Here is a 25,074-nt window from a genome sequence, read left to right as displayed (position 1 = left end):
TCAGCCCTCCAGCAGCGGGGCGATCGTCTCGCAGGTGCTGCCGAGCACCGACTCCACGTCGGCATCCGCGGTCCACAGGGCGTCGAGCTGCGCGCGCACCGTGTCCTGGATCTTGGCGAAGTTCGGGTGCGCCGGCTTCGTGACGGCGTCCTGGATCCCGTCGACGACCACGGCCTGCAGCTGCTCCTCGGTCAGGCGCGGGTTGCCGGCGGCGAGGGTCTCGGCGTTCAGCAGCGACTCGCGGGGAGGCGGGAAGTACGCCGCAAGCTTCTCGGCGTTCTCCGGTGCCGTGAAGTAGGCGAGGAAGTCGGCGGCGACACCGGGGTTCTCCGCGTTCGCGAACACGCCGATGCCGGCCTGTCCGATCACGTTCTGACGCCCCTCGGGGCCGTCGGGCAGCGGCACGACATCCCAGCCGAACGAGTCGTCGAGTGCGGACGCACGGCTGATCTGCGTGATGGTCATCGCGGCATCCCCGGCGAAGAAGTCGGCGGTGACCCCCGGTCCGGGCATCGCCTTGTCGACGAAGATCGCGTCGTGGATCCACGTCATGGCGTCCACCATCTCGGGATCCGTCAGCGTGCAGCTGGTGCCGTCCTCGCTCCACGGCGAAGCGCCGAACGACGACCAGATGGTGGCGAGGTTCTCCCACACCTTGTAGTCGAAGTCGCGCACCACGAGACCCTGCTTGCCCGACGTCGAGGCGGAGGCGGCGGAGATGTCGCCGGCCGCGTCGAACGTCCAGTCACCCGAGGCGACGAGGTCGGCGGGGTTCGGCTGACCGGCTGCGGCGATCTGATCGGTGTTCACGAACACGGCGAACGGGCTGTTCGAGAACGGGTACGCGAAGAGCTTGTCGTCCTGTTGCCACAGCGCGAGCGACGAGTCGAGCAGGTCGTCGTACTCGTAGCCCTCGTGGTCCTGCAGCGTGCCGGTGAGGTCGTAGAGGGCGCCGGACGAGACGAACTCCGGCGCGTAGCTCTCCAGGATCCACCCGAGGTCGGGGGCGTTGCCTCCGGCGAGCTGGGTCGTGAGCGTCGTCGTGTAGTCGTCGAACGGGATCGGCTCGAAGGTCACCTTCGAGACCAGCTCCGGGTTCTCGGCCACGTACTCGTCGGCGATCTCCTGGAAGAGGCCGAGCTGCGTCTCGTCGGCCGTCCAGACCGTCATGCGGAGCTCGACGGGCTCGTCGGGGGTGGCGGTGCCCTCGGGGCTTCCGCTGCATCCGGCGAGCACGAGGGCGACGGCGGCGATGCCGGCCCCGGCCGTCAGCGGCAGACGCCGACGACGCGATGCGGATGTGCTCATGGTTGTCTTCTCCTTGCTGTGCTGTGATTCGGGTGGATCGTGGGTGAGTGGTCAGTAGGCGTAGGCGCGGCCTTCCGGCCAGTGCAGCTCGACGCCGACGGCCTCCAGCTCGCGCTGGTAGTCGGAGCGGATGCCGACGTCGCCGTGCACCTGGTGCGGAGTCGTTCCCGTCGCGGCGCAGTAGGCGGCCAGGTGGCCGGCCGCTTCGCCGACGTTCCACTCCACGGGGTGCAGCCGGTAACAGCCGTTCGTGATGTGCGTCGTGCCGATGTTCTTGTTCGCCGCGAGCAGGTTGGCGGTGCGCTGCGGGATGAGCGCGCCGAGCGGGATCTCGAACGGCGTGGACGCCACGTCGATGTAGGTGTCGCCGCCCGTCGAGGGGTGCAGGTCGATGCGGTACATGCCGACCCCGACCGACTCCTCGTACCTGGTCGCGCCCTCGTCGCCGCGCACCTCGTACGACACGTCGTTCTCGGTCACCGTCGTGAGCGCCCTGATGCGCCGGGACTCGCGGTGGTACGGGGCCTGGGCGAGCCCGTCGTCGGACCCCATCACGTCGGGGCGCAGCCGCAAGCCCGGGTATCCGGCGCCGCCGTCGGCGCGCGGCGCCTCGGTCTGCATCCAGTACATCATCGACAGCGAGAGCTGCCGTGCCCTCCGGTAGTGCTCGAGCTCCTCGTCGCGCGGGACGTCGAGCACCGGGCCGAGGAAGTAGTCGATGCTCGGCCAGTTCACGAGGCAGATGTCGCTCTCGTAGAAGCCGGCCTCGAACTGGTCGCGGGCGGCGATCCGGCGGAACGTCCACAGGTTCGCGTCGCCGGCGTTGCGCGACTGGTCGGCGTCGACCTCGGCGACGTCGTCGCCCGGGTTGGGGTCGAACGCGCGCGTCCCCATCTCGAGCGTGCGCGGGTTCGGGGCCTCCCACGACAGCATCCGGCTGCCCTGCCAGGCCTCAGGCAGGTAATCGCGCCAGAAGTCGTAGTCGGCCGGACGCTCGATCGTGTGATCTCCGTCGACGTGCTCGATCGCGAAGCACACGCTGAGCGCCTGCACGTTGTCAGGCTGCGCCTCGTCGGGGGCGCTCGGCTCGCCCGTCTCGGCGCGCGACTCGAAGCCCGTCACGTACTCCGTGCCGGACAGCGGCAGCAGCTCGCCGGTCTCGGTCGCGTCGAGCACATACCGCGCCGTGACCGCGACGGTCTCGCCGTCGACCTCCGACTCGAGGGTGACGCGGGTGATGCGGTCTCCGTCGACGTCGGCCCCGACGGGGCGCGCACGCTCCAGCAGACGGATGCGGCCCGTCGACCGGTGCGGGGCGAGCATCTCCTCCAGCACGCCGACCGCGATCCGCGGCTCGTGGCACAGCTTCGACACCCAGCCCGCACCGGGGTTGAGGTCGGCTCGGCCCTTCGCGGCATCCGTCAGCGGGTAGCGGCGACGGTACACCTCGCGGATGCCGTCGCGCAGCTGACGGTATCGGGCGGTGATGCCGAACTCCTCCACCCAGGGGTGCTCGTCGGGCGGCACCGCCTGCGAGGTGAGCTGGCCGCCGATCCACGGGTACTCCTCGGTGAGGATCACGTGGGCACCTCGGTCGGCGGCGGCCAGCGCGGCGGCCACACCGCCGAGGCCGGCGCCCACGACGAGGATGTCGGTGGTCAGTTCTCGCGTTGTCACGAAGGGTTCCTTTCGAAGGGTCGGGTGAGGGAGGGGGCCAGTGCGACGGTGTCGCCCTCGACGTCTGGACAGTCGATGATCTGGTGGTAGTCGGCATCCGTCAGCCGCAGGGCCGCGGACGGGCGCACCGGGGAACGGCGCGTCGGTTCGGCATCCTGGTGCACGATGCGGGACAGCAGGACCAGGGCGCGAGCGCCCATCTCCTCGCGGGGGACGGAGAAGCCCGACCAGCGGCGGCCGCGGCGTGGCGGCAGGTGCGGCTGACCCAGCAGCACGACGGAGACGTCGCGAGGCACGGCGAGCCCTCTGGCCTCGAACGCGTCGACGATCTCGTCCGGGTCGTTCTCCGGCGCGAGCAGGACGGCGGTGACGCCGCTCTCGACGATCTCCCCGGTGCCGCGCGCGGCGTCGCGCAGGTCGAGGAAGCGCGGAGCGAGCCCCTTCGCCGTCATCGCGTCGCGGTAGCCGTCGACGCGGTCGCGCGTGGACTGGTCGTCGCTTTGAACACCCGCGTAGGCGATCCGGGTGTGTCCGAGAGCGGCCAGCCGATCGACCTGTCGGGCAGTGGCCGTGACGTAATCAGCGCCGACGTAGGGGAGCAGGTGCTTGTCGGTCTCACGCTTGCCGATGAAGACGAACGGGTAGTTCGTGTCGAGCAGGTGCTGCAGCTCTTCCCGGTCCTCCTGCTGGCCGAGCAGCAGGCACCCGTCGGCGATGCCGAGCCGCTGCCATCCGTCGCCCGCCAGCCGTCGGCGTCCGTCGACCACCCGCGCCGAGGTGAACAGCAGCATGTCGACGCCGAGCTGCTCGGCGGCCTCCTCGATGCCGTTCAGGAAGGCGCCGTAGAAGTCACGGCCTCCGCGCGGGAACGTCTTCTCGTACGTGAAGACGCCGAGCAGCTGGTTCTTGCCGCCGGCGAGGCGCTGCGCCACCGGATTGGCCGAGTACCCGGTGATGCGGAGCGCCTCGAGCACCCGATTGCGCGTGGCATCCGAGATGCGCACGCCCTTCGGGGTGTGCCCGCTCAGGACGATGCTGACGGTCGCCTGGCTGACGCCAGCGAGAGCGGCGACATCGGCCTGCGTCGAGCGGTGGTGCGGCATCGATCCTCCTTGATCGCCAGCGGGGTGTTCCCTCACTCTGGCGACAGAGGACCGAGATGGTCAACGTGATAATACGCATTATTAGTGCGGATGCCGTAGCTGCAGCGCGTGCGTCACGAGCCGGCGACGACCGCCCCGTCGTCGTCCAGCAAGGGCGCGCGGAAGTTCGCGCCGACGCGCTCGCCCTGCCCGAAGTAGTGGCGGAAGCTGTAGTACAGCGGCTGCCATCGGCTCGTCTCCACACGGTCGGGACCGTACTCGCGCAGGATGCTCTCGTGCGCGTGGACGCGCAGCACCTCCGCCTCGACGGCGACCGCACTGCCGCCGTCGATCTCGATGATCTGGGCGGCCCGCGCTTCGATCTGCACGGGGCACTCCGCGATCCGGAGAGCGAGCACGTCGTCGGAGGTGACCGGAGTGAACCCGCCGAGGCTCCACTTGTCGGCCTCGTGGCGGTAGGCCGGGTGCTTCTCGTCCGGGACGGGCGATCGGCCCGTCGTCGGGGCGATGGCCTCCACCGCCTCTACGAGATCCGTGGAGGGCAGGTTGATCACGAGGTGGTCGATCCGCCGGAGGTTGGCGAGCGCCTGCCCCTCCGAACCGAGGCCGAGCATGTACCGGTTCCCGAGCGCCCAGGAGGAAGAGATCGGGCTGATGTTGGACGATCCGTCGGGATTCACCGTGGTGATCAGGGCGACAGGAGTCCCGAAGTAGAGCACGGGCAGGTCGACAGCCCTCGTTTCTTGCATCCCTCCATTCTCGGCACCGACAGGCGCGGAAGCAGATCGAGCTCCTTCCCGGGCGAGTCAGGCGGCGAGCGCGAGCCACGCCCGCGGACTGCATCCGAGCCGCTGCGAGAAGGCGCGGGAGAACGCCGAGGCGCTCGCGTAGCCGAGCTCCGCAGCGATCGTGCCCACCGGAGTCCCGGCGCGCAGCTGCTCCTGCGCGATCGTGAGCCGCCATTCCGTGAGGTAGTCGGCGGGCGTCGTTCCCACCACGTCCTTGAAGCGCGCGGCGAACGCGCTCCGCGACATGGCCGCGGTGCGGGCGAGGGTGTGCAGCGTCCAGGGCTCCCCCGGCGCCTCGTGCACGGCCGAGAGGGCGCGCGCCAGCCGCTCGTCGGAGAGTCCGGAGAGCAGTCCGGGCGGTAGCGCGAGCCGGGCGGGGTTGTCGAGCATCCATCGCAGCATCTGGATGAGGACCACCTCGAAGAGCCTGTCGATCAGCATCGGGTGTCCGCAGCGCACGTCGTCGACCTCCGCGAACAGCAGGTCGAGGGCGGGGCGCAGCGTGACGACCTCGTCGAGCGGCAGCACGACGACGGAGGGCAGAGCGCGCACGAGCGGATGCAGCGCGCCGCCGTCGACCTCGACCGTGGCGCAGGCGAAGTCGGACTCCTCGGTCGGCGCGCCTACGAAGACGTGCTCGGTGGGCCGGGGGAAGAACAGCAGACTCGGCTCGGTCACCGCGATCCTCGTCGACGAACCGTCGGCCCGCCTGACCTCCATCTCCATCTCCCCCTCCCGCAGAACATGCAGGAAGCCGCGGCCGATCGCGGCGGGGAACGTGGTGACACCGCACAACGGCCCCGTGTGGAAGAGGCGGGTGCGCACGCGGAATCGCGCGAGCAGGGGTGTGAGGCGGTCGACGGTTGGCACGAACTCAGTATCTGGACTCTCGGTCAACTAATCAAGACGCAATGGTGCGTATCGTCCAGCCCGTGTCGGGAGGATGGAGTCATCGCCACCGAACAGGGTGGCCCGAACAAGGAGAAGCACATGGCCAACGTCCCCCTCATCGACCGCACCGACGCCACCGGCACCGTCAAGCAGCACCTCGACGAGATCTCGGGCGCCTTCGGCACCGTGCCGGCGATGTTCCGCGCGGTCGCCAACTCGCCCGCCGCCCTCGCCAGCATGTGGGGCTCTTTCGGCGCCTTCGGCGGCGGAACTCTCGGACCGGCCCTGGGCGAGCAGATCGCCGTCGCCGTCGCCAACCGCAACTCGTGCGAGTACTGCCTGGCCGCGCACACTGCGCTCGGCAGGAAGGCAGGGCTCACGCGCAACGCCCTCGCGGCCGCGCAGGACGGCGAATCCGACGACCCGAAGACGACCGCGCTGCTGGCTTTCGCGCTCAAGCTCGTGAGCGACCGCGGTCAGCTCTCGCCGGCCGACGTCCAGACCGTCCGCGACCACGGGTGGAGCGACGAGCAGATCGTCGAGACCATCGGCCAGGTGGCGCTGAACCTCTTCACGAACTACGTGAACATCGCCCTCGACGTCCCGATCGACTTCCCCACGATCCCCCTCCGCCGCGCGAGCTGATCTCTGCGGCATCCATCGAAAGGCACTGCCATGACCGATTCCTGGCTTCCGTCGCTGCTCACCCCGACCCCCGAGGCCGGGTACGCCCTCGCGGTGAAGCTGTCCCGCACCGCGGTGAAGCTCACCCAGCCCTCGGCTGAGGTGCGCGAGCGCGTCCGATCCGCCTACGCCGAGGACTTCGCCGCGCTCATCGCCATCTCCCATGTCGTCGCGACCAACTTCCAGACCGTCGCGGCGGCGAACGGGTACTGGCGGAGTTAGCCGGGGCGACCCACTACCACCTTTCCCGGCCCGTTACAAGCAGGCGCGCGACATCCTGCCGCGTGCGACGATCAGGGCATGGATGCTCCCGCCCCGCCCTCCTCCTTCGGTGAGGATGCTGTGCGGGGCGCGGAGCGCCGCCTGATGGCCGAGGCCGCCCTCGGCGGCCAGACCGCCCTCGCGCAGGTGTACGACCTCACCTCCGCGCAGGTGTTCGGCCTCATCCTCCGCGTCGTTCGCGACAGGACCGCGGCGGAGCAGGTGCTGCAGGAGACCTACCTGCACGCGTGGCGACACGCCGCCGACTTCAACGTCGCCCGTGACACGATCGCCGTGTGGCTGTGCGGCATCGCACACCGGTATGCGATGGCGCGCGATCTCCCGCACTACGCCGGTCTGACCCCGTACGAGATCGCCGCTCGGACGGCGCAGACCATCGCGGCCGTGCGGTCGCACACCAGGGCTCCCGAGCCGGCCTGACGTCGCCGGAGCGCGATGTCGGTGGCCCGGAGTAGACAGGAGGCATGCGTGCACCGTCTCCCCTGCTCGACGTGAGGCGCATCTATGCGGAACCGGATGCCGCACGCTCGCCCCGCGGGCAGGAGATCATCGCCCGGTGGCCGGACGCGACGATCGTGCCCGTCGAGTCGCACTGGCAGATCCCAGAGGTGCACGGCGACGAGCGCAACGTCGCCCGCTGGGTGCGCATCAAGACCGAGGCGCTCGTGCTCGGGGAGAAGAAGAGCGTCGCCACACGCCTCAACGGTCGCTCGGCCGACTTCATCGCCCCTTCGCTCGCCAACGGCTGCGCCATGGCCTGCGCCTACTGCTACGTGCCGCGGCGCAAGGGGTACAGCAACCCGGTGACGGTGTTCACCAACATCGACCGCATCACGGCGCACCTCGCCAGGCACGTCAGCAAGCAGGGGCCGAAGACCGAGCCGAACCAGTGCGACCCCGACGCCTGGGTGTACGACATCGGCGAGAACAGCGACTGCTCGGTCGACGCGATGATCAGCGAGAACGTGCGCGACGTCTGCGACCTGTTCCGCATGCTCCCCACGGCGAAGGCCTCGTTCGCGACGAAGTACGTCAACCGCGATCTGCTCGACTGGGACCCGCTCGGGCGCACCCGCATCCGCTTCTCGCTCATGCCTGCATCCGTCGCGAAGGTCACCGACATCCGCACCTCGCCGGTGGCGGAGCGCATCGCGGCGATCGACGACTTCGTCGAGGCCGGGTACGAGGTGCACCTGAACTTCTCGCCGATCATCGTCACGCCCACCTGGATCGAGGACTGGACCGAGCTGCTCGTCCATCTCGACGACGTGCTGTCCCCGGCCGCGAAACGGCAGCTGGCGGCCGAGGTGATCTTCCTCACTCACAACGAGCGCCTGCACGAGGTCAACCTCGGCTGGCATCCGAAGGCCGAGGACCTGCTGTGGACTCCGGCGACGCAAGAGACCAAGGTGTCGCAGAACGGCGCCGTCAACGTGCGATACCGCGCCGACCGCAAGCGCGCGCACGTCGATGCGTTCACGCAGCTCGTCGCCCGGCACCTGCCCTCCTGCCGCATCCGCTACGCGTTCTGACGACACCCTTCAGACCCACCGTCGAGCCACCCCGATGCGAGGCGAAGGCGAGCGGATGCCGTGCGCCGCCGGCATCCCGATGTCAACCCTCGCGCACGTTCCCGATCGCGGGGATACCGTCGCTGACATGAGCTCCTCCCGCACGTCTCCCGCTTCCGTCGACGACATCGCCCGCGACGGATTCGGGTGGGACGAGCTGCTGCCCGGGCAGCGCGAGGCCATCACCTCGGCGGCCGCCGGGCGCGACACGCTGCTCGTGCTCGCGACCGGCGGCGGCAAGTCCGCCGTCTATCAGGTCGCCGGCGCACAGCGCGGCGGCGTAGTGCTCGTCGTCTCGCCACTCGTGGCGCTGCAGGCCGACCAGCTCGCCTCGATCCGCGAGGCGCCGGCCGCCCCGCCCGCCGTCGCGCTCAACGGCTCGACGTCTGCCGCCGACAGCGCCCGCGCGTGGGAACTGATCGACCAGGGCGGTCCCGTGTACGTGCTGCTCGCTCCCGAGCAGCTGGCGAAGGAGGAGACGGTGTCTCGCCTCGCGGCGGCCGGCGTCTCGCTGTTCGTCGTCGACGAGGCGCACTGCGTGTCGTCGTGGGGGCATGACTTCCGACCCGACTACGCGCGGCTCGGAGACGTGCGCCGCGACCTCGGCGACCCGCCGGTGCTCGCGATGACCGCGACGGCCTCCGAGCCCGTGCGCGCCGAGATCATCGAGAAGCTGTCGATGACCGGCGTCGACGTGCAGGTGCACGGGGTCGATCGCCCGGAGATCCGACTCGTCGTGCACCGGCACGAGAGCGACTCCGAGAAGAAGGCCGTCGTCGTGCAGGAGGCGCGTACCTGGACCGCCCCGGGAATCGTCTACGTCGCGACCCGCACGGAGGCCGAGAGCTACGCCGAGGAGATCGCCTCCGACGACCGCCGCGTCGCCGCCTACCATGCGGGACTCCGGGCCGCGGAGCGGCGCGACGTGCAGGACCGCTGGCGCGACGGCACCCTCGACATCGTCGTCGCCACCTCCGCCTTCGGCATGGGCATCGACCGGGCCGACGTGCGCTTCGTGCTGCACGCCACGGTCACCGAGTCGCTGGACGCGTACTACCAGGAGGTCGGACGGGCGGGACGCGACGGGGAGCCCGCGACCACAGCCCTGCACTACCGGCCGGAGGACCTCGGACTGCGGCGCTTCTTCACGAGGCGCTCGGTGCGCCCGGCCGACATCCGCGCGCTGCGCGCCGCGATCGTCGCGAAGCCCGGTGCGCACCTTCGTGCGCTGGCGGATGCTGTGGGCAAGCCCACGCGCACGGTCACCCGTCTGGTGAACGACCTCGTCGATGCGGGGCTCGTCGACACGACCGACGGGGTGCGCCTGGTCCGCCCGGTCACCGCCGCCCAGGCGGCCAAGGCCGTGCGGGAGACGCTGGAGTCTCGTGAGCGGATCGCGGACTCGCGCCTCGCGATGATGCGCGCGTACGCCGAGACCATGCAGTGTCGGCGCCGGGTGCTGCTCGAGTACTTCGGGGTCGACGGCCCCGCTTGGTGCGACAACTGCGACCGCTGCGAGCAGCGCGACGCCTCGGCCGCGGCCCACGACGAGGCGGCGATCGCCGATGCGCCCGTCGCGATGGACCAGAGCGTCCGTCACCGCGATTGGGGCGTCGGAACCGTCACGGGTGTCGAGGCGGATCGGGCGACGATCTACTTCGAGTCCGAGGGCTACAAGGTGCTGTCGTTCTCCGCGATCGACAGCGGTGCGCTGCTCGTCGAGGACGCGCTGGTCTGACCGGCGTCCTCGGCCGTCCCCTGCGCCAGTCGGTACGACGGCCGACGCAGCGCGCGTGCCCAGTCGTAGCTGTCTGCGCCGGGCAGCGGGTTGCGATCGATGTCGAAGCGCAGGTCGGGGTCGTCACCCGCACGGGGGTGACGCAGACACAGCTCTCCGATCGGATGCCACCTGTCCCTCGGCGACGCGGAGTAGAGCCGCAGGACCCACGGATGCCGCGCGACGGCCTCCCGCAACCCCTCGAGGTCGGCGGGCAGGGATCGAGCCGGCATCGTGCGAGCGGCGAGCAGCACCGGGCCTCGTGGCGACCTGTACGGGAAGATGCTGCTCATCATGGCCCGCGACGGCGACAGTCGGGGCAGGAGCACGTGCCGCCCGGGCTCCCCGACGCCGGTCGAGGCCAGCTCCAGATCGACGTGACGGCCCTCATGCTCCCACCGCACCCCCAGTCCCCAGACGTCCGGCAGCCACGGCGGCAACCCGACCGACCGTGACACGCGCACCACGACGGGTACGGTCGCTGCCGGCGGTTCGTCGAACCAGCGGATGCCGGAGGCCCTCCGCCCCTCGAGGAGCATGAGGTCGCCGTCGAAGACGGCCCCGTGCGCATGGATCGGACGAGGGCGCCGGAGCAGCAGGATGCCGGCCATGACAGCGCGCAGCATGCCGCCGGCGAGACGGGAGACGGTGGTCGGCATGCCGCCAGTGTGGACGGCTGCGAGGGATGCCGGACCCCGGTGGCGCGCAGTGCTGACGCGCGCTACCCTGCGGAGGCCCGGCGCTCAGCCCGCGCGTCCGATCAGGTCGTTCGTCGACCGCAGCACCAGCCGGTCCGAGAACGCCGCGGGGTCGGCATCCGTCGCGCCGCGCACCGTGAATCGGGCCGTCTCTCCCGGGAGCAGCGTGACGAGCGCCTCGTCGGTCTCGGCGGCGGGGTCGATCCGGTCCACGAGCAGCGTGAGGTCGCGGACGAGGGTGCCGGCCGTGACGTCGACCGTCCACCCCTCCTCCGTGCGCTCCGCGGAGACCTCGGTCGACGCCGCGGGCAGCGACGAGTCCCGCGGCTCAGCGAAGAACCACTCGGCAGTCGCCTCGCCCTCGCCGGCGCTGGCACGGATCAGCTCGCCCGCGGCATCCTGCGCCGTGGCGATGTCGGCGTCGAGGTCGATCCGCTCGATGCCGCGCGCGGGCACGGCGACCGACCAGGTCTGCTCGGCGAGCGACGCCCCGTCGAAAGACCGTCGGGCGATCGCGAACTCGGCCCGCCACTCCTCGTCCGTGTCGTTCGTCACGATGAGGGCGAGTCCGTCGGCGCCGGGCTGGATCGTCGCGAGACGCGGCGCGTTCGCGGCCCGCATCGCGAAGAGCAACGGCTTGCGGCGGCCGTCGCCGTCGACCGCGGCCCAGGAGGTGACCGGCCAGCAGTCGTTGAGCTGCCAGGTGATCGTGCCGGTGTTGTACGGGGCGAGCGAGCGCCACCACTCGATCGCGGTGCGCACGGCCACCGCCTGATTGAGCGACATCGCCCAGTGCCAGTCGTCCATGTCGTTCGGCAGCGGCAGGTGCGGCACGAGGCCGTCGGTGAGCTTGTCGTTGCCGGTGATCGCCTTCTGGTGCACGATCATCCCCGGCGACTCCGGGGTGAGCGGGTCGTCGCCGATCGCCCTCGTCAGCGTGCTCCACGTCGGCGGGCCCTGCCACCCGAACTCCGCGACGAATCGCGGACGGTGGTCGCGGTAGTGAGTCCAGTCCTTCTGGTTCCAGGTGTCCCAGACGTGCATGGTGCCGCGTTCGGCGGCGTTCTGCCGGTCGTCGCGGTCGGGGCTGAAGGGGCTGCCCGGCGTGTAGGGCACGTGCGGGGCGAGCTCGGCGACGATCGCGGGGAGCAGCTCGTAGTAGTACCGCGCTCCCCAGGTGCGGCCGTCGAGGCGGCCCTCCCAGCGCCACTCCTGCCGGCCCCAGATGTTCTCGTTGTTGCCGTTGAGGATCACGAGCGACGGGTGCGAGGCGAGCCGCGTGACCGCGGCACGGGCTTCGAGCGCGACCTCCGTCCACAGCGGCTCGTCCTCCGAGTACGCCGCGCACGCGAACAGGAAGTCCTGCCAGGTCAGCAGCCCGCGCTCGTCGCACTCGGCGTAGAAGTCGTCGGACTCGTAGATGCCGCCGCCCCACACCCGGATGAGATTGAGACCGGCGAACTCCGCCTGCGCCAGTCGCTCGGCGTAGCGCGCTCGACCGACCCGGTGCGGGAACGCGTCGTCGGGGATCCAGTTCGCACCGCGGATCTCGATGAGCCGGCCGTTGACGACGATCGCGAACCCCACGCCGTCCGCGTCCTCCTCGAGCCGCGCCTCGACCGAGCGGAAGCCGACGCGCCGCGCATGCTCGTCGATCTCCTCCCCGTCGCGCAGCAGCACCAGCGTCGCGTCGTACAGCGGCTGTGCGCCGTGGCCCCGCGGCCACCAGAGCTCGGCCGACGGCATATCGCCCTCGATCAGCACCGCGCCGTCGCGCACCTCGGCGTCGAACTCGACCTCGAGCTCCACGCCCGCGACGACGAGCCGCGCACGCAGACCCTCGAGGACTCCCTCGACGGATGCCGTGGCCCGCACCCGCGGCACGCCGTCCACGACGTCACCCGCGATCAGCGGATCCGCGAGACGCGCGCCCGACCAGCTCTCGAGAGCGACGGGACGCCAGATGCCGGAGGTCGTCGTGTCGATGCCCCAATCCCATCCGAAGCTGCACGCCATCTTCCGGATCGCGTTGTACGGGTGGTGGTTCGCGTGCGGCCGGGCGCCGAGCACGAGGCTCGCGGCGTCCGCCGCGCGGATCGGCGACCGGAACGCCACCTCCAGCTCGTTCTCGCCTGCCCGCAGCGCCGACGTGACGTCGATGCGGTGCGGACGGTGCATGTTCTGCACGCTCGCGATCTCGACGCCGTTCAGGCGGATCGATGCCACCGTGTCGACGCCGGCGAACACGAGGTCGTGCCAGTCGTCGGCATCCGACCCCGTCCCGTCGAACACGGTGCGGTAGGTCCAGTCGACGAGCCCGATCCACGACAGCGTCTTCTCGTTCTCATCGAGATACGGGTCGGGGATGAGCCCGGCCGCCGACAGGTCGGTGTGGATGCTGCCCGGCACCTGCGCGGGGATCGCACCGGCCTCGGCGATCTCGCGGGGCACGGGGCCGCGCTCTGCGATCACAGTCCATCCGTCGTGCAGGGGTCGTCGGGAGACGGTCACAGGGGTGCCTTTCGTCGGTCACGGCTCGGGATGCGTCCGGCGCACCGCGAGGAAGACCGCATCGGCGCACATCTGCAGCATCCAGTCAACGCTGATCCGGGTCGCTGTCCACGACGGCCACGCCGAGCGCTGCCGATCCGACCGCGCCGCCCTGGGCTACGCCGCGTCCATCTCGGCCAGGGCCGCTCGCACGGCGATCGTCCGGGCGAGGTGCACGGGGAGTCCTGTGGCGGCGTGCACGACGGCGGCCATCGCGGCGGAGTACCCGAAGCAGTCGAGCACGATCGAGCTCGCACCGTGTGCGGCGAGCTCTCGGGCGGCGCGCGCGAGGTCGCGATCCGTCGCCGTGTACGGGTCGGCAGCGGAGACCGGCACCCTGGCCCCGGCTCTGGCCTCCCAGCGCGCACGGGATTCCTCGATCTGCTCCGGGACCGGATTCATGACGCCGAAGCCGGTGACCTTCTCGACGATCGACCGCTGGGCGAGCGGCTCGGCCGCATGCACCGGGATCGACGTCGCGAAGGGCTCGAAGTGGCCGGTGCACATGAGCAGCGCCGTCGCCGCGCCGTCGGCGGCCGCACGCTCGATGGCCGCGGCGATGAGGGGCAGGACGCGGTCGTGCACCATCGAGACGCGCGAACCGTCGCGCATCCTCGACACGAGCGGCACCTCGTCATCGCCGGGCGCGATCGCCACGAGATCCTCTGCGGTGGCGTGATCGAGAGCGCCGTACTCGGCGAAGCGTCGCCCCTCGAGGGCGGGGAGCAGGTCGGGCAGCACGTCGACGCGCGGCGATTGGCCGATCGTCACGAGCGCGAGCATGTCGGTCATGCCGACGCCTCGGCTGCGGCGAGACCCTCGGCGATGACCTCGCGGCGGTGCTCGCGTGTCCACGCGGATTGCGGATCCGATGGCGGCACCGCGGCGAGCAGCGCACGGGTGTACGGATGCTGCGGTTCTCTCAGGACGTCGGCGACCGGCCCCCGTTCCACGATGCGTCCGAGGTGCATGACCTGTACGTCATCCGCGATCTCGGCGACCACCGAGAGGTCGTGCGTGATGAAGAGGTAGGTGAGGCCCAGCGTGTCCTGCAGCTCGCGCATGAGCCCCAGCACCTGAGCCTGCACCGACACGTCGAGCGCCGAGACGGGTTCGTCGGCGACGACGAGTCGCGGCCGCAGCACGAGGGCCCGCGCGATGCCGATGCGCTGGCGCTGACCGCCGGAGAACTCGTGGGGGAAGCGGCCGGCGTGATCCGCCTGCAGGCCGACGAGCTCGAGCGACTCGACCACGCGGTCGCGACGTTCGGAGGCGCTGAGCCGGGTGTGACGGCGCAGCGGCTCGTCGAGCGAATCGCCGACCTTCCATCGGGGATCCAGCGAGGCGTACGTGTCCTGGAAGATGATCTGGGCGTCGCTGCGCCAGCGCCGCAGCTCGTCGGGGTTCATGCCGAGCACGTCTCGCCCATCGAACCGCACCGCGCCGGACGTCGGCTCGATCAGGCGCAGGACCGCTCGGCCGGTGGTGGACTTGCCCGAACCCGACTCGCCCACGATCGCGAGCGTGCGCCCGGCATCCACCGAGAAGCTCACGCCGTCGATCGCGGCGACGGTCTCGGCCCTCCGCCCGCGACCTCGCGTGTAGTGCTTGACGAGGTCGGTGACCTCGAGCAGCGGCTGCGCGGCGGGCGCCGCCTCGATGCGCGCGCGCACGGGTTCGGTGATCGCGGGGGGCCGAAAGCTGAGCAGACGCTTGGTGTACTCGGCCTGCGGGTTCTCGAAGAGCTCGGCGACCTCGGCGGTCTCGACGAGCGACCCCTGGTGCATGACCGCGACGCGCTGGCAGCTCTGCGCCACGACGCCGAGGTCGTGGGTGATGAGCAGGATCGCGGTGCCGTGGTCTTCCTGCAGCCCCACCATGAGGTCGAGGATCTGCGCCTGTGTCGTCACGTCGAGGGCGGTGGTGGGCTCGTCGGCGATCAGCAGCGTCGGCTCGCACGACATCGCCATCGCGATCATGACGCGCTGGCGCATGCCGCCGGAGAGCTGGAAGGGGTAGTCGGTCATGATGCGGTCGGCACGGCGGATGCCGACCATGTCGAGCAGCTCGACCCCGCGACGCCACGCCTCCTTGCGGCCCATCCCCTTGTGGCGACGCAAGGGCTCGGTGAGCTGATCGCCGATCGTGAACACCGGGTTCAGCGCCGTCAACGGCTCCTGGAAGATCGTGCCGACCCGGCCGCCGCGCACCTGTCGCAGACGCCGCTCGCTCGCCGCGGCCAGGTCCTCACCCTCCAGCAGAACACGTCCGGACACCGTCGCCGACGGGGTGGGCAGCATCCGCAGGATCGACATCGCGGTCATGCTCTTGCCGCTGCCCGACTCCCCCACGAGCCCGAGCATCTCGCCGGGGCGGATGTCGAGCGAGACGTCGTCGACGGGCACGACCAGTCCGCGCGAGGTGGGGATCTCGACGCGAAGGCCTTCGATGCGCAGCAGCTCGGTCATGGGTCTCCTCGGAACGGGGCTCGGGCAGCGGGAACGAGTGCGGGTCAGACCGTCGCGGTCGCGGGAGCGCCGAGCGTCTGGAAGCGCACGTTCTCGCCGTACAGCGCGATCATGTGCGCGAACTCCGACTCGTCGTGGAACGCGACCTGGCCGGTGCCGAAGCCCTTGGCGACTTCGACCGCGAAGCGCGCGGCGAGCGCGATGTCGGTCTCGTGGCTCGCGCCGGTGGCGCACCCCGCGACCGCGGTCACCGTGGTCAGCGCGACACCGACGACGGGCGCTGAGGTCGCGACGGCCGGCTGCAGGATGGAGTTCACGTGGTGCAGGTCGTTGCCGTAGGGGGTGATGTCCTGCTGTGCCAGAGGGAGGATCTTCGCAGGCTCGCCCGAGACGGTCTCCAAGACGGCGACGAGGTCGGGGGCGGGCCGCAGGATGTAGCCCTCCTTGACGGTCGGCGAGATCGCAACGCCACGATGGTTGAGGATGCGGTTGCCCTTCGTCGTGTCGATAGACACGATCGCCTCCATGTCGGCGGTGACCTCGTTGGCGTTCATGGTGGCGATGTCGACGGCCGACGACATGAACGGCACCGGGTCGTGCGGCTCGGTCGGGGCATCGGGGTCGACGTGCGTGCACACGACGACGTCGCCCGCGACCCGGTCGCCGCGCGAGGCCATCTGCAGCAGCTTGGCGGCGGCGGCGAGCGCCGCGGCAGCGCCGTCGGCGTCGCTGACGAGGCCGATGAGCTCGGGGCGGGCGCCGACGCCACCCAGGCGGCCGATGATGCCGAGAGTGGGGGCGTCACCTCCGGAGCTGCGCCCGGCGCTACCTGGGATGACGACGCGCACGAAGTCGGTCGCACCTCGCTCGGCGGTGACCGTCTCCACCTCGATGGTGGCGTCAGCGGGGGCGAGGGCGCGCAGGTGGTCGGCGAGCGACGCGCCGGAGGCCGTCGGAGAGTCGAGCAGGTCGACGACGGGGAGGACGTGGTTGAGCATGAGGATCTTTCCGGTGAGGTGTGGGAGGAGGGCCGCGATGGTCAGCCTGCGGCGTGCAGGCCGAGGTAGCGGAGGGTCGTGGCGGCGTAGACCTTGGCAGCGAGCACGACGTCGTCGGCAGGAGCCTTCTCGTCGAAGCCGTGGATCGTGGCGAGTTCGGCCGGGCCGTACTGCAGCACGGGGATGCCGTGGCTGCGGAAGGTGCGGGCGTCGGAGGACGCCCATTGCAGGACGCCCTTCGCCCCGGGGTCGCTGATGTCTCGCAGGGCGCCGATCAGCGTCTCGACGATGGGGTCGGTGGGGAGGGTCCAGTTCGGCTCGCTCCGGAATCCGAGGGGCTCGAGGGTCGCCTCGATGCCCTCCTCCGCGAGGATCTCGAGGATGCGGTCATTGACCTCCTCGCGCGTGAGTCCGATGGGCACGCGGGTGTCGACCTCGACGATCGCGCGGTCCGCGACGACGTTGGTCGAGGTGCCGCCCGAGATGCGGCCGATGTTGATGGTGACGTGTTCGAACACGTCACCGATGCCGGCGCCGTAGCCCTCGCGCTCCTCGGCGTAGGCCTTCGATTCGGCGATGAGCTCACGCACGTCCTCGGGGGCGTTCGGCACCATGTCCCAGAGCTTCTGCAGGGCGACGATCGCCTTCGCGGCGAGGAGGTTGGCGCTCACGCCGTGCAGGGGCTGCAGGCTGCCGTGGCCCGGTTTGCCGTCGATCGTCATCCGGAACCAGTTGCTGCCCTTCTGGCCGATCGTCGGATGCGACCGCTCAGCGGGCTCCGCGATCACCCCCGCGGTCACGCCGTCGAGGTACCCCTGCTCGAGCACCCAGTCGGCGCCGCCACGGTCTCCGGTCTCCTCGTCGCACACCCCGAGGAAGGTCAGCGATCCGGCCGTCGGCACACCCAGCTCGGCGATCAAGCCGAACACGAACAGCGCACCGGCGAGACCGGCCTTCATGTCGCTCGCACCGCGGCCCCGCAGGTAGCCGTCGACGACGTCCCCCGCGAACGGCGGGAAGCTCCAGCGCTCGACGTCGCCGACGGGCACGACGTCGTAGTGTCCGGTGAGCACGAGGTGGCGGTCGCCGTCAGCGGCGTCGCCGCTGCGCGACAGCACGTTGAGACGGCCGGTGGCCGCATCTCCGATCACGTCGGCATCCAGCCCGCGCTCGCGCAGCCAGGACGCCGTGAAGTCGGCGATCTCGGTGCAGTCGCCCGACGGGTTCTCGCTCGGGATGCGGATCATCGCGCCCGCGAGCTCGAGCAGCTCGTCCGAGCGGCGGTCGATCTCCGTGAGGAGTCGTTCCTCCCACGCTGCCGTGTCCATCGTGTCCTTCTTCTCTCGTGTCGCGCTCGTCCGGCGCCTCATGTCGTGTCATCCGGGTGGCCGTCCCGGCCGTGGTGCATGCGCCACGGCCGGGACGAGCCGTCAGCCCGCGACGCTCAGCTGAGCGAAACGGATGATGCCGTCGGGGTACGAGGTGTACCCCTCGGTGCCTTCGTGCAGGCCGACCACGATGTTGTACTCATAGAGGTACGCCCACGGCGCATCCGCCGTGATCAGCTCCTGGATCTCCCTGTAGTACTCGGCCCGCACGTCGGCGTCGGTCTCGGCCGCAGCCTTCTTCCACAGCTCATCGACCTGCGGGTTGGAGTAGTTCATGTAGTTGCTGGAGGTGTCGGTCGTCATCAGCAGCCCCAGGTGGTACTGCGGGTCGTTGACGAACGATGTCCAGCGCGAGATGTACGCGGGGATCTGCTTCGTGTCGAGCGCTTCGAGGAACTGCGCGCGAGCCATGTTCTTGATGTTCATGGTGACGCCGATCTTCGCGAGTTCCGCCTGGATCAGCACGGCGTCGTCCGACCAGTCCTGGAAGCCGCCTCCGAGGGTGAAGTCGAACGTGAACCCGTCGGGGTAGCCCGCGTCGGCGAGCAGCTGCTTCGCCTTGTCGAGATCGTGCTCGTAGCCGTAGGTGCTGTCGTCGAATCCGGGCATCGAGCTGGGCACGGCCGAGGTCAGCGGACTCGCCTGTCCCTGCATCACGTCGTCGATGAGCGACTCGTAGGGAATCGCATAGCTGATCGCCTCGCGCACCTTCTGGTTGTCGAACGGCGCGACCGCGTTGTTCATGGCGAAGAAGAGGATCTTGTTGCTCGCGCGGGAGTCGACCACGACGCCGTCGGTGTCCTCGAGGGACGCCACGTCCTTGGCGGGGAGCTCGGTCGCGACGTCGACCTCACCGCGGCTCAGCAGCTGCACGCGATTCGAGGCCTCCGTGATGAAGCGCACCGTCACGTCGGCGACCGCGGGCTCCTCACCCCAGTAGTCGTCGTTGCGCGACAGGACGGCCTGGGTCGAGGGGTCCCACGACTCGATGACGTACGGGCCGGAGCCGGCCGTGTTGGTGCTGAGCCATTCGGCGCCGCCGTTCTCCTCGACGAGCTTCGTGTCGACGATCGAGAACGAGTACATCGGCAGGATCTGCAGGAACAGGTGGTTCGGGCCGGTGAGCGTGATCTTCACCGTGTGGTCGTCGATCGCCTCGTAGGTGTCGATGCCGGCCATGCCGTAGAGGAAGCTCGCGCTGGCAGACGCCTTGATGAGATCGAGGCTGCCGACCACGTCTGCCGAGGTGAGCTCGTTGCCGCTCTGGAACGTCACGTCGTCGCGCAGCGTGAACGTGTACTCGGTCGCATCGTCGTTCACCTCCCACTCGCTGGCGAGCATCGGCTCGATCTCGTCGGTCTTGGCGGTGAGCTTGCCGTCGACCTCCTCGGTCGCGTACGTGACGAGCTGGTCGTAGGCCGCGACGACGAACGTGTCGCTCGTGACGTCGTTGGCCTCGGACGGGTTGAGGGTCGTGCCGCCTTCGGAGAAGGCGACGGTGAGGGATGCCGAGGTGTCGGCGTCTCCGTTCTGACTGTTCGCGTTGGCGCTGCAGCCGGCGAGGAGGATCGCCGTGACGGCGAGGGCGGGGAGTGCGAGCTTCCGCATGTCGTTCTCCTTGGGTGAGGGGGTCACTGGGTGGTGCGCAGGCGTGGGTCGAGCACGTCTCGGAGCGCATCTCCGAAGAGGTTGAAGCCGAGGATCGAGGTGGCGATCGCGAGACCGGGGAACAGGGTGAGCCACCACTCGCCGCTGATGATGTAGCCACGTCCGTCGCTGATCATCACGCCCCACTCGGGTGTGGGCGGCTGTGCGCCGAGGCCGATGAAGCTGAGCGACGCGGCGGTGAGGATGGCGTATCCCATTCCGAGTGCCATGCGCACGACGATCGGTGCGAGCGCATTGGGCACGATGTGACGCAGCAGGATGGTGTCGTTCCGCAGCCCGAGGGCGCGGCCTGCTTCGACGAACTCGCGCTGGGTGAGCGCGAGCGTCTGGCCGTACGTGATGCGGGCGAACTCGGGGATCCCGACGATGCCGACCGCGATCATCGCGCTGCCGACGCCCGGCCCGAGGGAGGCGGCGATGGCGAACGCGAGGACGAGAGAGGGGAAGGCGAGCATGACGTCCATGACGCGCATGATGAAGCCTCCGGTGACCCCGCCGACGTAGCCGGCGATGCCGCCCAACGGCACTCCGATCACGACCGACAGGGCGACGGCGATGAGTCCGGTCCATAGCGAGATGCGGGCGCCCTCGAAGACGCGGGTGAGCACGTCGCGACCGAAGTTGTCGGTGCCGAACAGGTGGGCGATGCTCGGAGCGTCGAGAAGGGGGCCCGCCCCGGTCTGCGCCGCGCCGTACGGGCTGAGCACGCCGATGAGCAGTCCGCCGAGCGTCCAGAAGAGGATGATGCCGAGGCCGACCATGCCGAGGCGGTTGCGCAGCAGCAGTCGCAGGACGCCGGTGCCGTCACCGCCTCGCCGCGGGCGGGGGTCCGTGGCGATCCGGGTCGCGGTCCGGGTCTGGTCACTTCGTTGCATAGCGGACCCTCGGATCGATCGCGGCGTTGGCAAGGTCGACGAGCAGGTTGATCACGAGGTAGATCGCCGCAGCGAGCACCGTGAATGCCTGCACCGGTGCGTAGTCGGTGGCGAGGATCGACTGCGTCACGTACGAGCCGACGCCCGGCCAGCTGAAGATGGTCTCGGTGAGCACCGCTCCTCCGAGCAGCTGGCCGAACTCCAGGCCGATCACGGTGACGACGGCGGGCGAGGCGTTGCGGAAGGCGTGCTTCCCGACCACCACCAGCGGCGAGAGGCCCTTCGAGACGGCGGTGCGCACGTAGTCCTGGCTCAGCACCTCGAGGGTGGCCGACCGTGTCATCCGCGAGATCATGGCGAGGCCGCCGGTGGCGAGCACGATCGCGGGCCAGATGATGTGGGCGAGTGCCGACCCCAGCGCCACGACATCGCCGGAGAGGATGCTGTCGAGCACGTACATCCCGGTGACGGTGGTCGGCGGGTGGATGCCACTGCCGATCCGACCGGTGGGAGCGGGGGCGATCCCGAGCTGGAAGTAGAAGACGAAGATGACGAGGAGGCCGAGCCAGAACAGGGGCATGGAGGCGCCGGCCAGGGTGATGACCCGGGTGATCTGGTCGATCGCCCTCCCGCGCCGCACGGCACTGGCGATGCCGAGCGGGACGCCGATGACGATCGCGATGCCCAGGGCGAACAGGGCCAGCTCGATGGTCGCGGGCAGGCGCGTCAGCAGGTCCTCGGCGACGGGGTGTCCGGTGTGCCAGGCGAAGCCGAGGTCACCCCGGAACAGGCCGGTGACGTAGTCGACGAACTGCGCGGGCAGCGGCCGGTCGAGGCCCATCTGCTCGCGGATGCGCTCGACGGTGCTGGCATCCGCCTGCTCGCCGGCGAGCGTGCGTGCGGGATCGCCCGGCAGCACACGCGTGATCAGGAAGACGATCACGAGGACGCCGAGCAGCGCGGGGATCATCGCCAGGACGCGGCGGAGGACGTAGCGCATGTTCTCCTCGGAGGATCGGGACAGCCGGCTTCGGGACCGGGTTGTGGACGAGTCTCTGCGCCACGTCGCGGAGAGTGCAAGGACATCTCACTATGTGCAAGTTACGATCACATTTCGAACGCGACTGCTATGTTTACGACCAAATCACCGGAGGTCGGGTTGAACACAGCGTCCACGAGCGGATCCCCGCTGCAGACCGTCGACAGAGCGCTGCAGATCCTCCTGTCGTTCAGCGACAGCCGTACGGACTGGGGAGTGACCGAGCTCGCTGAGGCGTTCGAGCTGAACCCGTCGACCAGTCAGCGGCTCCTCGCCGCTCTCGCCAGTCGCGGATTCCTCACCGCCGACCCGTACTCGCGCCGGTACAGCCTGGGCCCGGCACTCTGGCACATGGCAGCACTGTGGGAACGAGGCGGGGGCCTCGCGCGACTCGCGGAGCAGGTGATCGCGGAGCTCGCCGCGGCGACGGGGAGAACCGCCACCTTCACCGTGCCTGACGGATTCTACGTACGATGCATCGCGGCGGTCGACGGCCTCAGCGGCCCGGTGCGTTCCCATCCGCTCGTCGGAGACCTGTATCCGGCGCACGCCGGCGCGACCTCACGGGCGTACTTCGCGTTCCTCGACCCGCTCGTGCGGCGCAACATGCTCGCGGGTCGACCGTTCGCTCGGTACACCGAGATCACGGAGGTCGACGAAGACGCCCTCGAAGTGCTCCTGCGCGAGACGTACAAGGCGGGGTGGGCGTACTCCGAGGGCGAGTACGACGCGACGACCAGGGCGATCGCCGTGCCGGTGCGCATCGGCACGAAGCCGATCGGCTCGCTCACCCTCGTCGAGCCGAAGATCTACGACTACGACGACGATCTGCACGACCACCTTCCGGCGCTGCAGGCGGCGGCGGAACAGTTCGCCTCGCTGCTCGCGAGCAACCAGGCCCGAGCTCATCGCGACTGGCGGCGTGGGCGCTCTCGCGCGCCCCGCCCCCCGATCGACCGCGCCTGATCCCTCCCTCCCTGCCTGCCGCGCCGCCGTGAAAGGACCGTCGTGCACCTCCTCCTCCTCTCGAACTCCACCAACCACGGCGGCGGCTACCTCGCCCACGCGCTCGAGCCCGTGCTCGAACACCTCGCCGGTCGCGCGCTGACGTTCGTCCCCTACGCGCTCGCCGATCACGACGGCTACACCTCCACGGTGCGCCGCGCTCTCGCCCCGCACGACATCGAGGTGATCGGAGTGCACCACCACGCGGACCCCGCTGCGGCACTCACGGGCGCGGAGGCGGTCTTCGTCGGCGGCGGCAACACCTTCCGTCTACTGGCGCGCCTGCAATCGACGGGCCTGATCGATCTCCTGCGGGATCGCGTGCGCAGCGGGATGCCGTACATGGGCGCGAGCGCGGGGACGAACATCGCCGGCCGGACCATCCGGACGACCAATGACATGCCCATCGTGCAGCCGCCGTCGTTCGACGCGCTCGGTCTCGTGCCGTTCCAGATCAATCCGCACTACGTCGACGCGGATCCGACGAGCACCCACAACGGTGAGACCCGCGAGCAGCGGCTGACGGAGTTCCTCGAGGAGAACGATGCTGCCGTGCTCGGACTCCGCGAGGGAACATGGCTGCGCGTGAACGACGACGAGGCGCACATCGGCGGCACCGCGGTGTCGCCCCACGCACCAGGGCCGGCGATCCTGTTCGAGCGCGGCTCTTCGCCCGTCGAGGTCGCCGGTGACGTCAGCGGGCTGCTCTCCCGCCGGCCTCGCTTCGACATCGGTTGAGGCGCGCCCGCATCATCCTCGATCGCCTTCACATCTCGCCCGATAGCGCAACCCCCGTGTGACGCACCTGCTCCTGGTCGTACGACGTAAGACCCGGCGGACGCCCGTCCGGCGGGTGGAGTCGAGGAGGCATCATGGCGAAGGACAGGACCGACCGGGGCGGAACACGCACCGCGCCCGATCCCGAACGAGGCGACAAGCCGGACAGCCCCGGCGATCTCCAGAAGCGCTCGTGGAAGTACGTGCTCGTCAAGAGCATCCGCGAGTTCTCCGCCGATCAGTGCATGGACAGCGCGGCGGCTCTCACCTACTACGCCGTGCTGTCCATCTTCCCGGGCATGATCGCGGTGTTCTCGCTCCTCGGCGTCCTCGGTCAGGACGGAGCCGCGGCCGACGCCGTCCTGGGCATCCTCGGTGATGTCGCCCCCAAGGAGACCGTCGACGCCCTGCGCGGGCCGATCGAGCAGATCTCCCGGGCACCGGGCGCCGGGCTGGCTCTCGTCTCCGGCATCGTGCTCGCCCTGTGGTCGGCCTCGGGATATGTCGGGGCGTTCAGCAGGGCGATGAACCGCATCTACGAGATCGACGAGGGCCGGCCGTTCTGGAAGCTGCGCCCGATGCAGCTGCTCGTGACCGTCATCACCGTGGTGTCGCTCACGATCGTGGGGATCGTGCTCGTGCTGTCCGGCGACGTCGTGTCGGCGCTGGGTTCGGCCATCGGCGCGAGCGAGGCGGTGCAGATCGCGTGGAGCATCGCCAAGTGGCCGCTGCTGCTGTTCGTCGTCATCTTCCTGGTCGCGGTGCTCTACTACGCGACCCCGAATGCGAAGCAGCCGCGGTTCCGCTGGATCAGCGTCGGCGCCGTCGTCGCGATCGTCGTGCTGGCGATCGCCACGCTCGGTTTCGTTCTCTACGTCACGACCTTCGCGAACTACGAGCGCACCTACGGGTCGATGGCCGGCGTGATCGTGTTCCTGCTCTGGCTGTGGATCGCCAATCTGGCGCTGCTGTTCGGTGCCGAGTTCGACGCCGAGCTCGAGCGCGGCAGGCAGCTGCAGGGCGGGATAGCGGCCGAGCGCGACATCCAGCTCCCCGCCCGGGACACTCGGCAGAGCGACAAGCGCGCCGAGAAGGAGCGGAAGGACGTCGAGGAGGGCCGTCGCATCCGCCTGGAGAACGATGACGAGGGCGACGAGGCCTCCGGTCGGCGCGACGGAGAGGACGGCAGCGGGGATGACGGACGACCCTGGCACCGCGATCGGGACCGGTCAACCCCCTGACCCGCATCCGAGGCCGGATCTAGGGTCGTCGAACACGATCGAACACGAGCAGAGGAGGACGACATGAGCGATCCGTCGAACACGCAGGGCACTCCCGGTTCCGACGAAGAGGCCGACACGGCCTCGGGCGGCGCACCCGACGACACGGGCGACAAGCGCTACACGGGCGAGACCGACGGTCCCGACGACTCCGACGAGACTCTCGACGCCGAAACGACCGACGACGACGGCACGCCCGTCGAGAACCCCTCGGGCGGCTGATCTCCGCACACAGATGAAGAGCCCG

23 protein-coding genes are annotated in these 25,074 nt (G+C 70.0%); 9 read left to right on the top strand and 14 right to left on the bottom strand.

Annotation, left to right across the window (positions count from 1 at the left end; genetic code table 11):
- The 5 genes from AUC47_RS06895 to AUC47_RS06875 form a co-directional block, all read right to left on the bottom strand.
- On the bottom strand, positions 1-1,308 hold the full coding sequence (locus AUC47_RS06895; RefSeq protein ID WP_096714478.1) for an ABC transporter substrate-binding protein: 1,308 nt from the start codon (positions 1,306-1,308) through the stop codon (positions 1-3).
- A 51-nt stretch (positions 1,309-1,359) separates the two neighbouring features.
- Positions 1,360-2,985 carry an FAD-dependent oxidoreductase gene (locus AUC47_RS06890; RefSeq protein WP_218838210.1) on the bottom strand — a complete coding sequence of 542 codons (1,626 nt, stop codon included), beginning with the start codon at positions 2,983-2,985 and terminating at the stop codon, positions 1,360-1,362.
- Positions 2,982-4,088, bottom strand: coding sequence for a LacI family DNA-binding transcriptional regulator (locus tag AUC47_RS06885; RefSeq protein WP_096714477.1), 1,107 nt, complete (start codon positions 4,086-4,088; stop codon positions 2,982-2,984). The genes AUC47_RS06890 and AUC47_RS06885 overlap by 4 nt, the downstream gene beginning before the upstream one ends.
- Positions 4,089-4,201: 113 nt before the next feature.
- Entirely contained in the window at positions 4,202-4,837 is a 636-nt protein-coding gene (locus tag AUC47_RS06880; RefSeq protein ID WP_096714476.1) for a flavin reductase family protein, read from the bottom strand.
- Positions 4,838-4,894: 57 nt separating this feature from the next.
- Entirely contained in the window at positions 4,895-5,746 is an 852-nt protein-coding gene (locus AUC47_RS06875; RefSeq protein ID WP_096714475.1) for an AraC family transcriptional regulator, read from the bottom strand.
- Between the two features lie 120 nt (positions 5,747-5,866).
- Here AUC47_RS06875 and AUC47_RS06870 point away from each other — a divergent pair, with 120 nt between their 5' ends.
- From AUC47_RS06870 to AUC47_RS06850, 5 genes are all read left to right on the top strand, one after another.
- Complete coding sequence (locus AUC47_RS06870; protein ID WP_096714474.1) at positions 5,867-6,412, top strand: carboxymuconolactone decarboxylase family protein; 546 nt, start codon at positions 5,867-5,869, stop codon at positions 6,410-6,412.
- A gap of 30 nt (positions 6,413-6,442) precedes the next feature.
- Positions 6,443-6,673, top strand: coding sequence for a hexameric tyrosine-coordinated heme protein (locus AUC47_RS06865; RefSeq protein ID WP_096714473.1), 231 nt, complete (start codon positions 6,443-6,445; stop codon positions 6,671-6,673).
- 78 nt (positions 6,674-6,751) lie between these two features.
- Positions 6,752-7,153 carry a sigma factor gene (locus AUC47_RS06860; RefSeq protein WP_096714472.1) on the top strand — a complete coding sequence of 134 codons (402 nt, stop codon included), beginning with the start codon at positions 6,752-6,754 and terminating at the stop codon, positions 7,151-7,153.
- Positions 7,154-7,197: 44 nt separating this feature from the next.
- On the top strand, positions 7,198-8,265 hold the full coding sequence (locus tag AUC47_RS06855) for a spore photoproduct lyase family protein (protein ID WP_096714471.1): 1,068 nt from the start codon (positions 7,198-7,200) through the stop codon (positions 8,263-8,265).
- A gap of 127 nt (positions 8,266-8,392) precedes the next feature.
- On the top strand, positions 8,393-10,042 hold the full coding sequence (locus tag AUC47_RS06850) for a RecQ family ATP-dependent DNA helicase (RefSeq protein WP_096714503.1): 1,650 nt from the start codon (positions 8,393-8,395) through the stop codon (positions 10,040-10,042).
- Here AUC47_RS06850 and AUC47_RS06845 read toward each other — a convergent pair.
- The 9 genes from AUC47_RS06845 to AUC47_RS06805 form a co-directional block, all read right to left on the bottom strand.
- A complete protein-coding gene (locus AUC47_RS06845; RefSeq protein ID WP_096714470.1) occupies positions 9,976-10,740 on the bottom strand; it encodes a hypothetical protein in 765 nt (254 codons plus the stop codon). The genes AUC47_RS06850 and AUC47_RS06845 overlap by 67 nt on opposite strands.
- A gap of 84 nt (positions 10,741-10,824) precedes the next feature.
- Complete coding sequence (locus tag AUC47_RS06840; RefSeq protein WP_256999474.1) at positions 10,825-13,251, bottom strand: glycoside hydrolase family 2 protein; 2,427 nt, start codon at positions 13,249-13,251, stop codon at positions 10,825-10,827.
- 195 nt (positions 13,252-13,446) lie between these two features.
- The gene (locus tag AUC47_RS06835) at positions 13,447-14,121 is read right to left on the bottom strand and encodes an AroM family protein (protein WP_096714468.1); all 675 of its coding nucleotides are present in this window, start codon (positions 14,119-14,121) and stop codon (positions 13,447-13,449) included.
- Complete coding sequence (locus AUC47_RS06830; protein WP_096714467.1) at positions 14,118-15,797, bottom strand: ABC transporter ATP-binding protein; 1,680 nt, start codon at positions 15,795-15,797, stop codon at positions 14,118-14,120. The genes AUC47_RS06835 and AUC47_RS06830 overlap by 4 nt, the downstream gene beginning before the upstream one ends.
- Before the next feature lie 44 nt (positions 15,798-15,841).
- Positions 15,842-16,795 (bottom strand): DUF1177 domain-containing protein, encoded by a 954-nt coding sequence (locus tag AUC47_RS06825; protein ID WP_096714466.1) that lies wholly within the window; start codon positions 16,793-16,795, stop codon positions 15,842-15,844.
- Positions 16,796-16,836: 41 nt separating this feature from the next.
- Positions 16,837-18,123 carry a M20 family metallopeptidase gene (locus tag AUC47_RS06820; RefSeq protein ID WP_096714465.1) on the bottom strand — a complete coding sequence of 429 codons (1,287 nt, stop codon included), beginning with the start codon at positions 18,121-18,123 and terminating at the stop codon, positions 16,837-16,839.
- A gap of 102 nt (positions 18,124-18,225) precedes the next feature.
- Positions 18,226-19,791 (bottom strand): ABC transporter substrate-binding protein, encoded by a 1,566-nt coding sequence (locus tag AUC47_RS06815; RefSeq protein ID WP_096714464.1) that lies wholly within the window; start codon positions 19,789-19,791, stop codon positions 18,226-18,228.
- A gap of 23 nt (positions 19,792-19,814) precedes the next feature.
- Positions 19,815-20,726 (bottom strand): ABC transporter permease, encoded by a 912-nt coding sequence (locus AUC47_RS06810; protein WP_096714463.1) that lies wholly within the window; start codon positions 20,724-20,726, stop codon positions 19,815-19,817.
- Entirely contained in the window at positions 20,713-21,726 is a 1,014-nt protein-coding gene (locus AUC47_RS06805; protein WP_096714462.1) for an ABC transporter permease, read from the bottom strand. The genes AUC47_RS06810 and AUC47_RS06805 overlap by 14 nt, the downstream gene beginning before the upstream one ends.
- Positions 21,727-21,885: 159 nt before the next feature.
- Here AUC47_RS06805 and AUC47_RS06800 point away from each other — a divergent pair, with 159 nt between their 5' ends.
- The 4 genes from AUC47_RS06800 (at position 21,886) to AUC47_RS06785 (ending at position 25,049) form a co-directional block, all read left to right on the top strand.
- The gene (locus AUC47_RS06800; RefSeq protein ID WP_218838209.1) at positions 21,886-22,731 is read left to right on the top strand and encodes an IclR family transcriptional regulator; all 846 of its coding nucleotides are present in this window, start codon (positions 21,886-21,888) and stop codon (positions 22,729-22,731) included.
- A 42-nt stretch (positions 22,732-22,773) separates the two neighbouring features.
- Positions 22,774-23,508, top strand: coding sequence for a dipeptidase PepE (pepE, locus tag AUC47_RS06795; protein ID WP_096714461.1), 735 nt, complete (start codon positions 22,774-22,776; stop codon positions 23,506-23,508).
- Between the two features lie 134 nt (positions 23,509-23,642).
- Complete coding sequence (locus AUC47_RS06790) at positions 23,643-24,788, top strand: YihY/virulence factor BrkB family protein (RefSeq protein WP_096714460.1); 1,146 nt, start codon at positions 23,643-23,645, stop codon at positions 24,786-24,788.
- 63 nt (positions 24,789-24,851) lie between these two features.
- Positions 24,852-25,049, top strand: coding sequence for a hypothetical protein (locus AUC47_RS06785; RefSeq protein ID WP_096714459.1), 198 nt, complete (start codon positions 24,852-24,854; stop codon positions 25,047-25,049).
- The last annotated feature ends 25 nt before the right edge of the window (positions 25,050-25,074 follow it).

It is taken from the genome of Microbacterium sp. SZ1 (assembly GCF_002362255.1).
GTDB lineage: Bacteria > Actinomycetota > Actinomycetes > Actinomycetales > Microbacteriaceae > Microbacterium.
This window is presented reverse-complemented; position numbering and strand designations above follow the sequence as displayed.

What these genes read in the sequence shown, in the direction of transcription:
- AUC47_RS06790 (WP_096714460.1), top strand. Translation starts at nt 23,643, where the DNA reads ATGGCGAAGGACAGGACCGACCGGGGCGGAACACGCACCGCGCCCGAT.
- AUC47_RS06815 (WP_096714464.1), bottom strand. Translation starts at nt 19,791, where the DNA reads ATGCGGAAGCTCGCACTCCCCGCCCTCGCCGTCACGGCGATCCTCCTC.
- AUC47_RS06830 (WP_096714467.1), bottom strand. Translation starts at nt 15,797, where the DNA reads ATGACCGAGCTGCTGCGCATCGAAGGCCTTCGCGTCGAGATCCCCACC.
- AUC47_RS06805 (WP_096714462.1), bottom strand. Translation starts at nt 21,726, where the DNA reads ATGCGCTACGTCCTCCGCCGCGTCCTGGCGATGATCCCCGCGCTGCTC.
- AUC47_RS06785 (WP_096714459.1), top strand. Translation starts at nt 24,852, where the DNA reads ATGAGCGATCCGTCGAACACGCAGGGCACTCCCGGTTCCGACGAAGAG.
- AUC47_RS06825 (WP_096714466.1), bottom strand. Translation starts at nt 16,795, where the DNA reads ATGCTCAACCACGTCCTCCCCGTCGTCGACCTGCTCGACTCTCCGACG.
- AUC47_RS06895 (WP_096714478.1), bottom strand. Translation starts at nt 1,308, where the DNA reads ATGAGCACATCCGCATCGCGTCGTCGGCGTCTGCCGCTGACGGCCGGG.
- AUC47_RS06850 (WP_096714503.1), top strand. Translation starts at nt 8,393, where the DNA reads ATGAGCTCCTCCCGCACGTCTCCCGCTTCCGTCGACGACATCGCCCGC.
- AUC47_RS06855 (WP_096714471.1), top strand. Translation starts at nt 7,198, where the DNA reads ATGCGTGCACCGTCTCCCCTGCTCGACGTGAGGCGCATCTATGCGGAA.
- AUC47_RS06835 (WP_096714468.1), bottom strand. Translation starts at nt 14,121, where the DNA reads ATGACCGACATGCTCGCGCTCGTGACGATCGGCCAATCGCCGCGCGTC.
- AUC47_RS06810 (WP_096714463.1), bottom strand. Translation starts at nt 20,726, where the DNA reads ATGCAACGAAGTGACCAGACCCGGACCGCGACCCGGATCGCCACGGAC.
- AUC47_RS06885 (WP_096714477.1), bottom strand. Translation starts at nt 4,088, where the DNA reads ATGCCGCACCACCGCTCGACGCAGGCCGATGTCGCCGCTCTCGCTGGC.
- AUC47_RS06820 (WP_096714465.1), bottom strand. Translation starts at nt 18,123, where the DNA reads ATGGACACGGCAGCGTGGGAGGAACGACTCCTCACGGAGATCGACCGC.
- AUC47_RS06845 (WP_096714470.1), bottom strand. Translation starts at nt 10,740, where the DNA reads ATGCCGACCACCGTCTCCCGTCTCGCCGGCGGCATGCTGCGCGCTGTC.
- AUC47_RS06860 (WP_096714472.1), top strand. Translation starts at nt 6,752, where the DNA reads ATGGATGCTCCCGCCCCGCCCTCCTCCTTCGGTGAGGATGCTGTGCGG.
- AUC47_RS06880 (WP_096714476.1), bottom strand. Translation starts at nt 4,837, where the DNA reads ATGCAAGAAACGAGGGCTGTCGACCTGCCCGTGCTCTACTTCGGGACT.
- AUC47_RS06870 (WP_096714474.1), top strand. Translation starts at nt 5,867, where the DNA reads ATGGCCAACGTCCCCCTCATCGACCGCACCGACGCCACCGGCACCGTC.
- AUC47_RS06865 (WP_096714473.1), top strand. Translation starts at nt 6,443, where the DNA reads ATGACCGATTCCTGGCTTCCGTCGCTGCTCACCCCGACCCCCGAGGCC.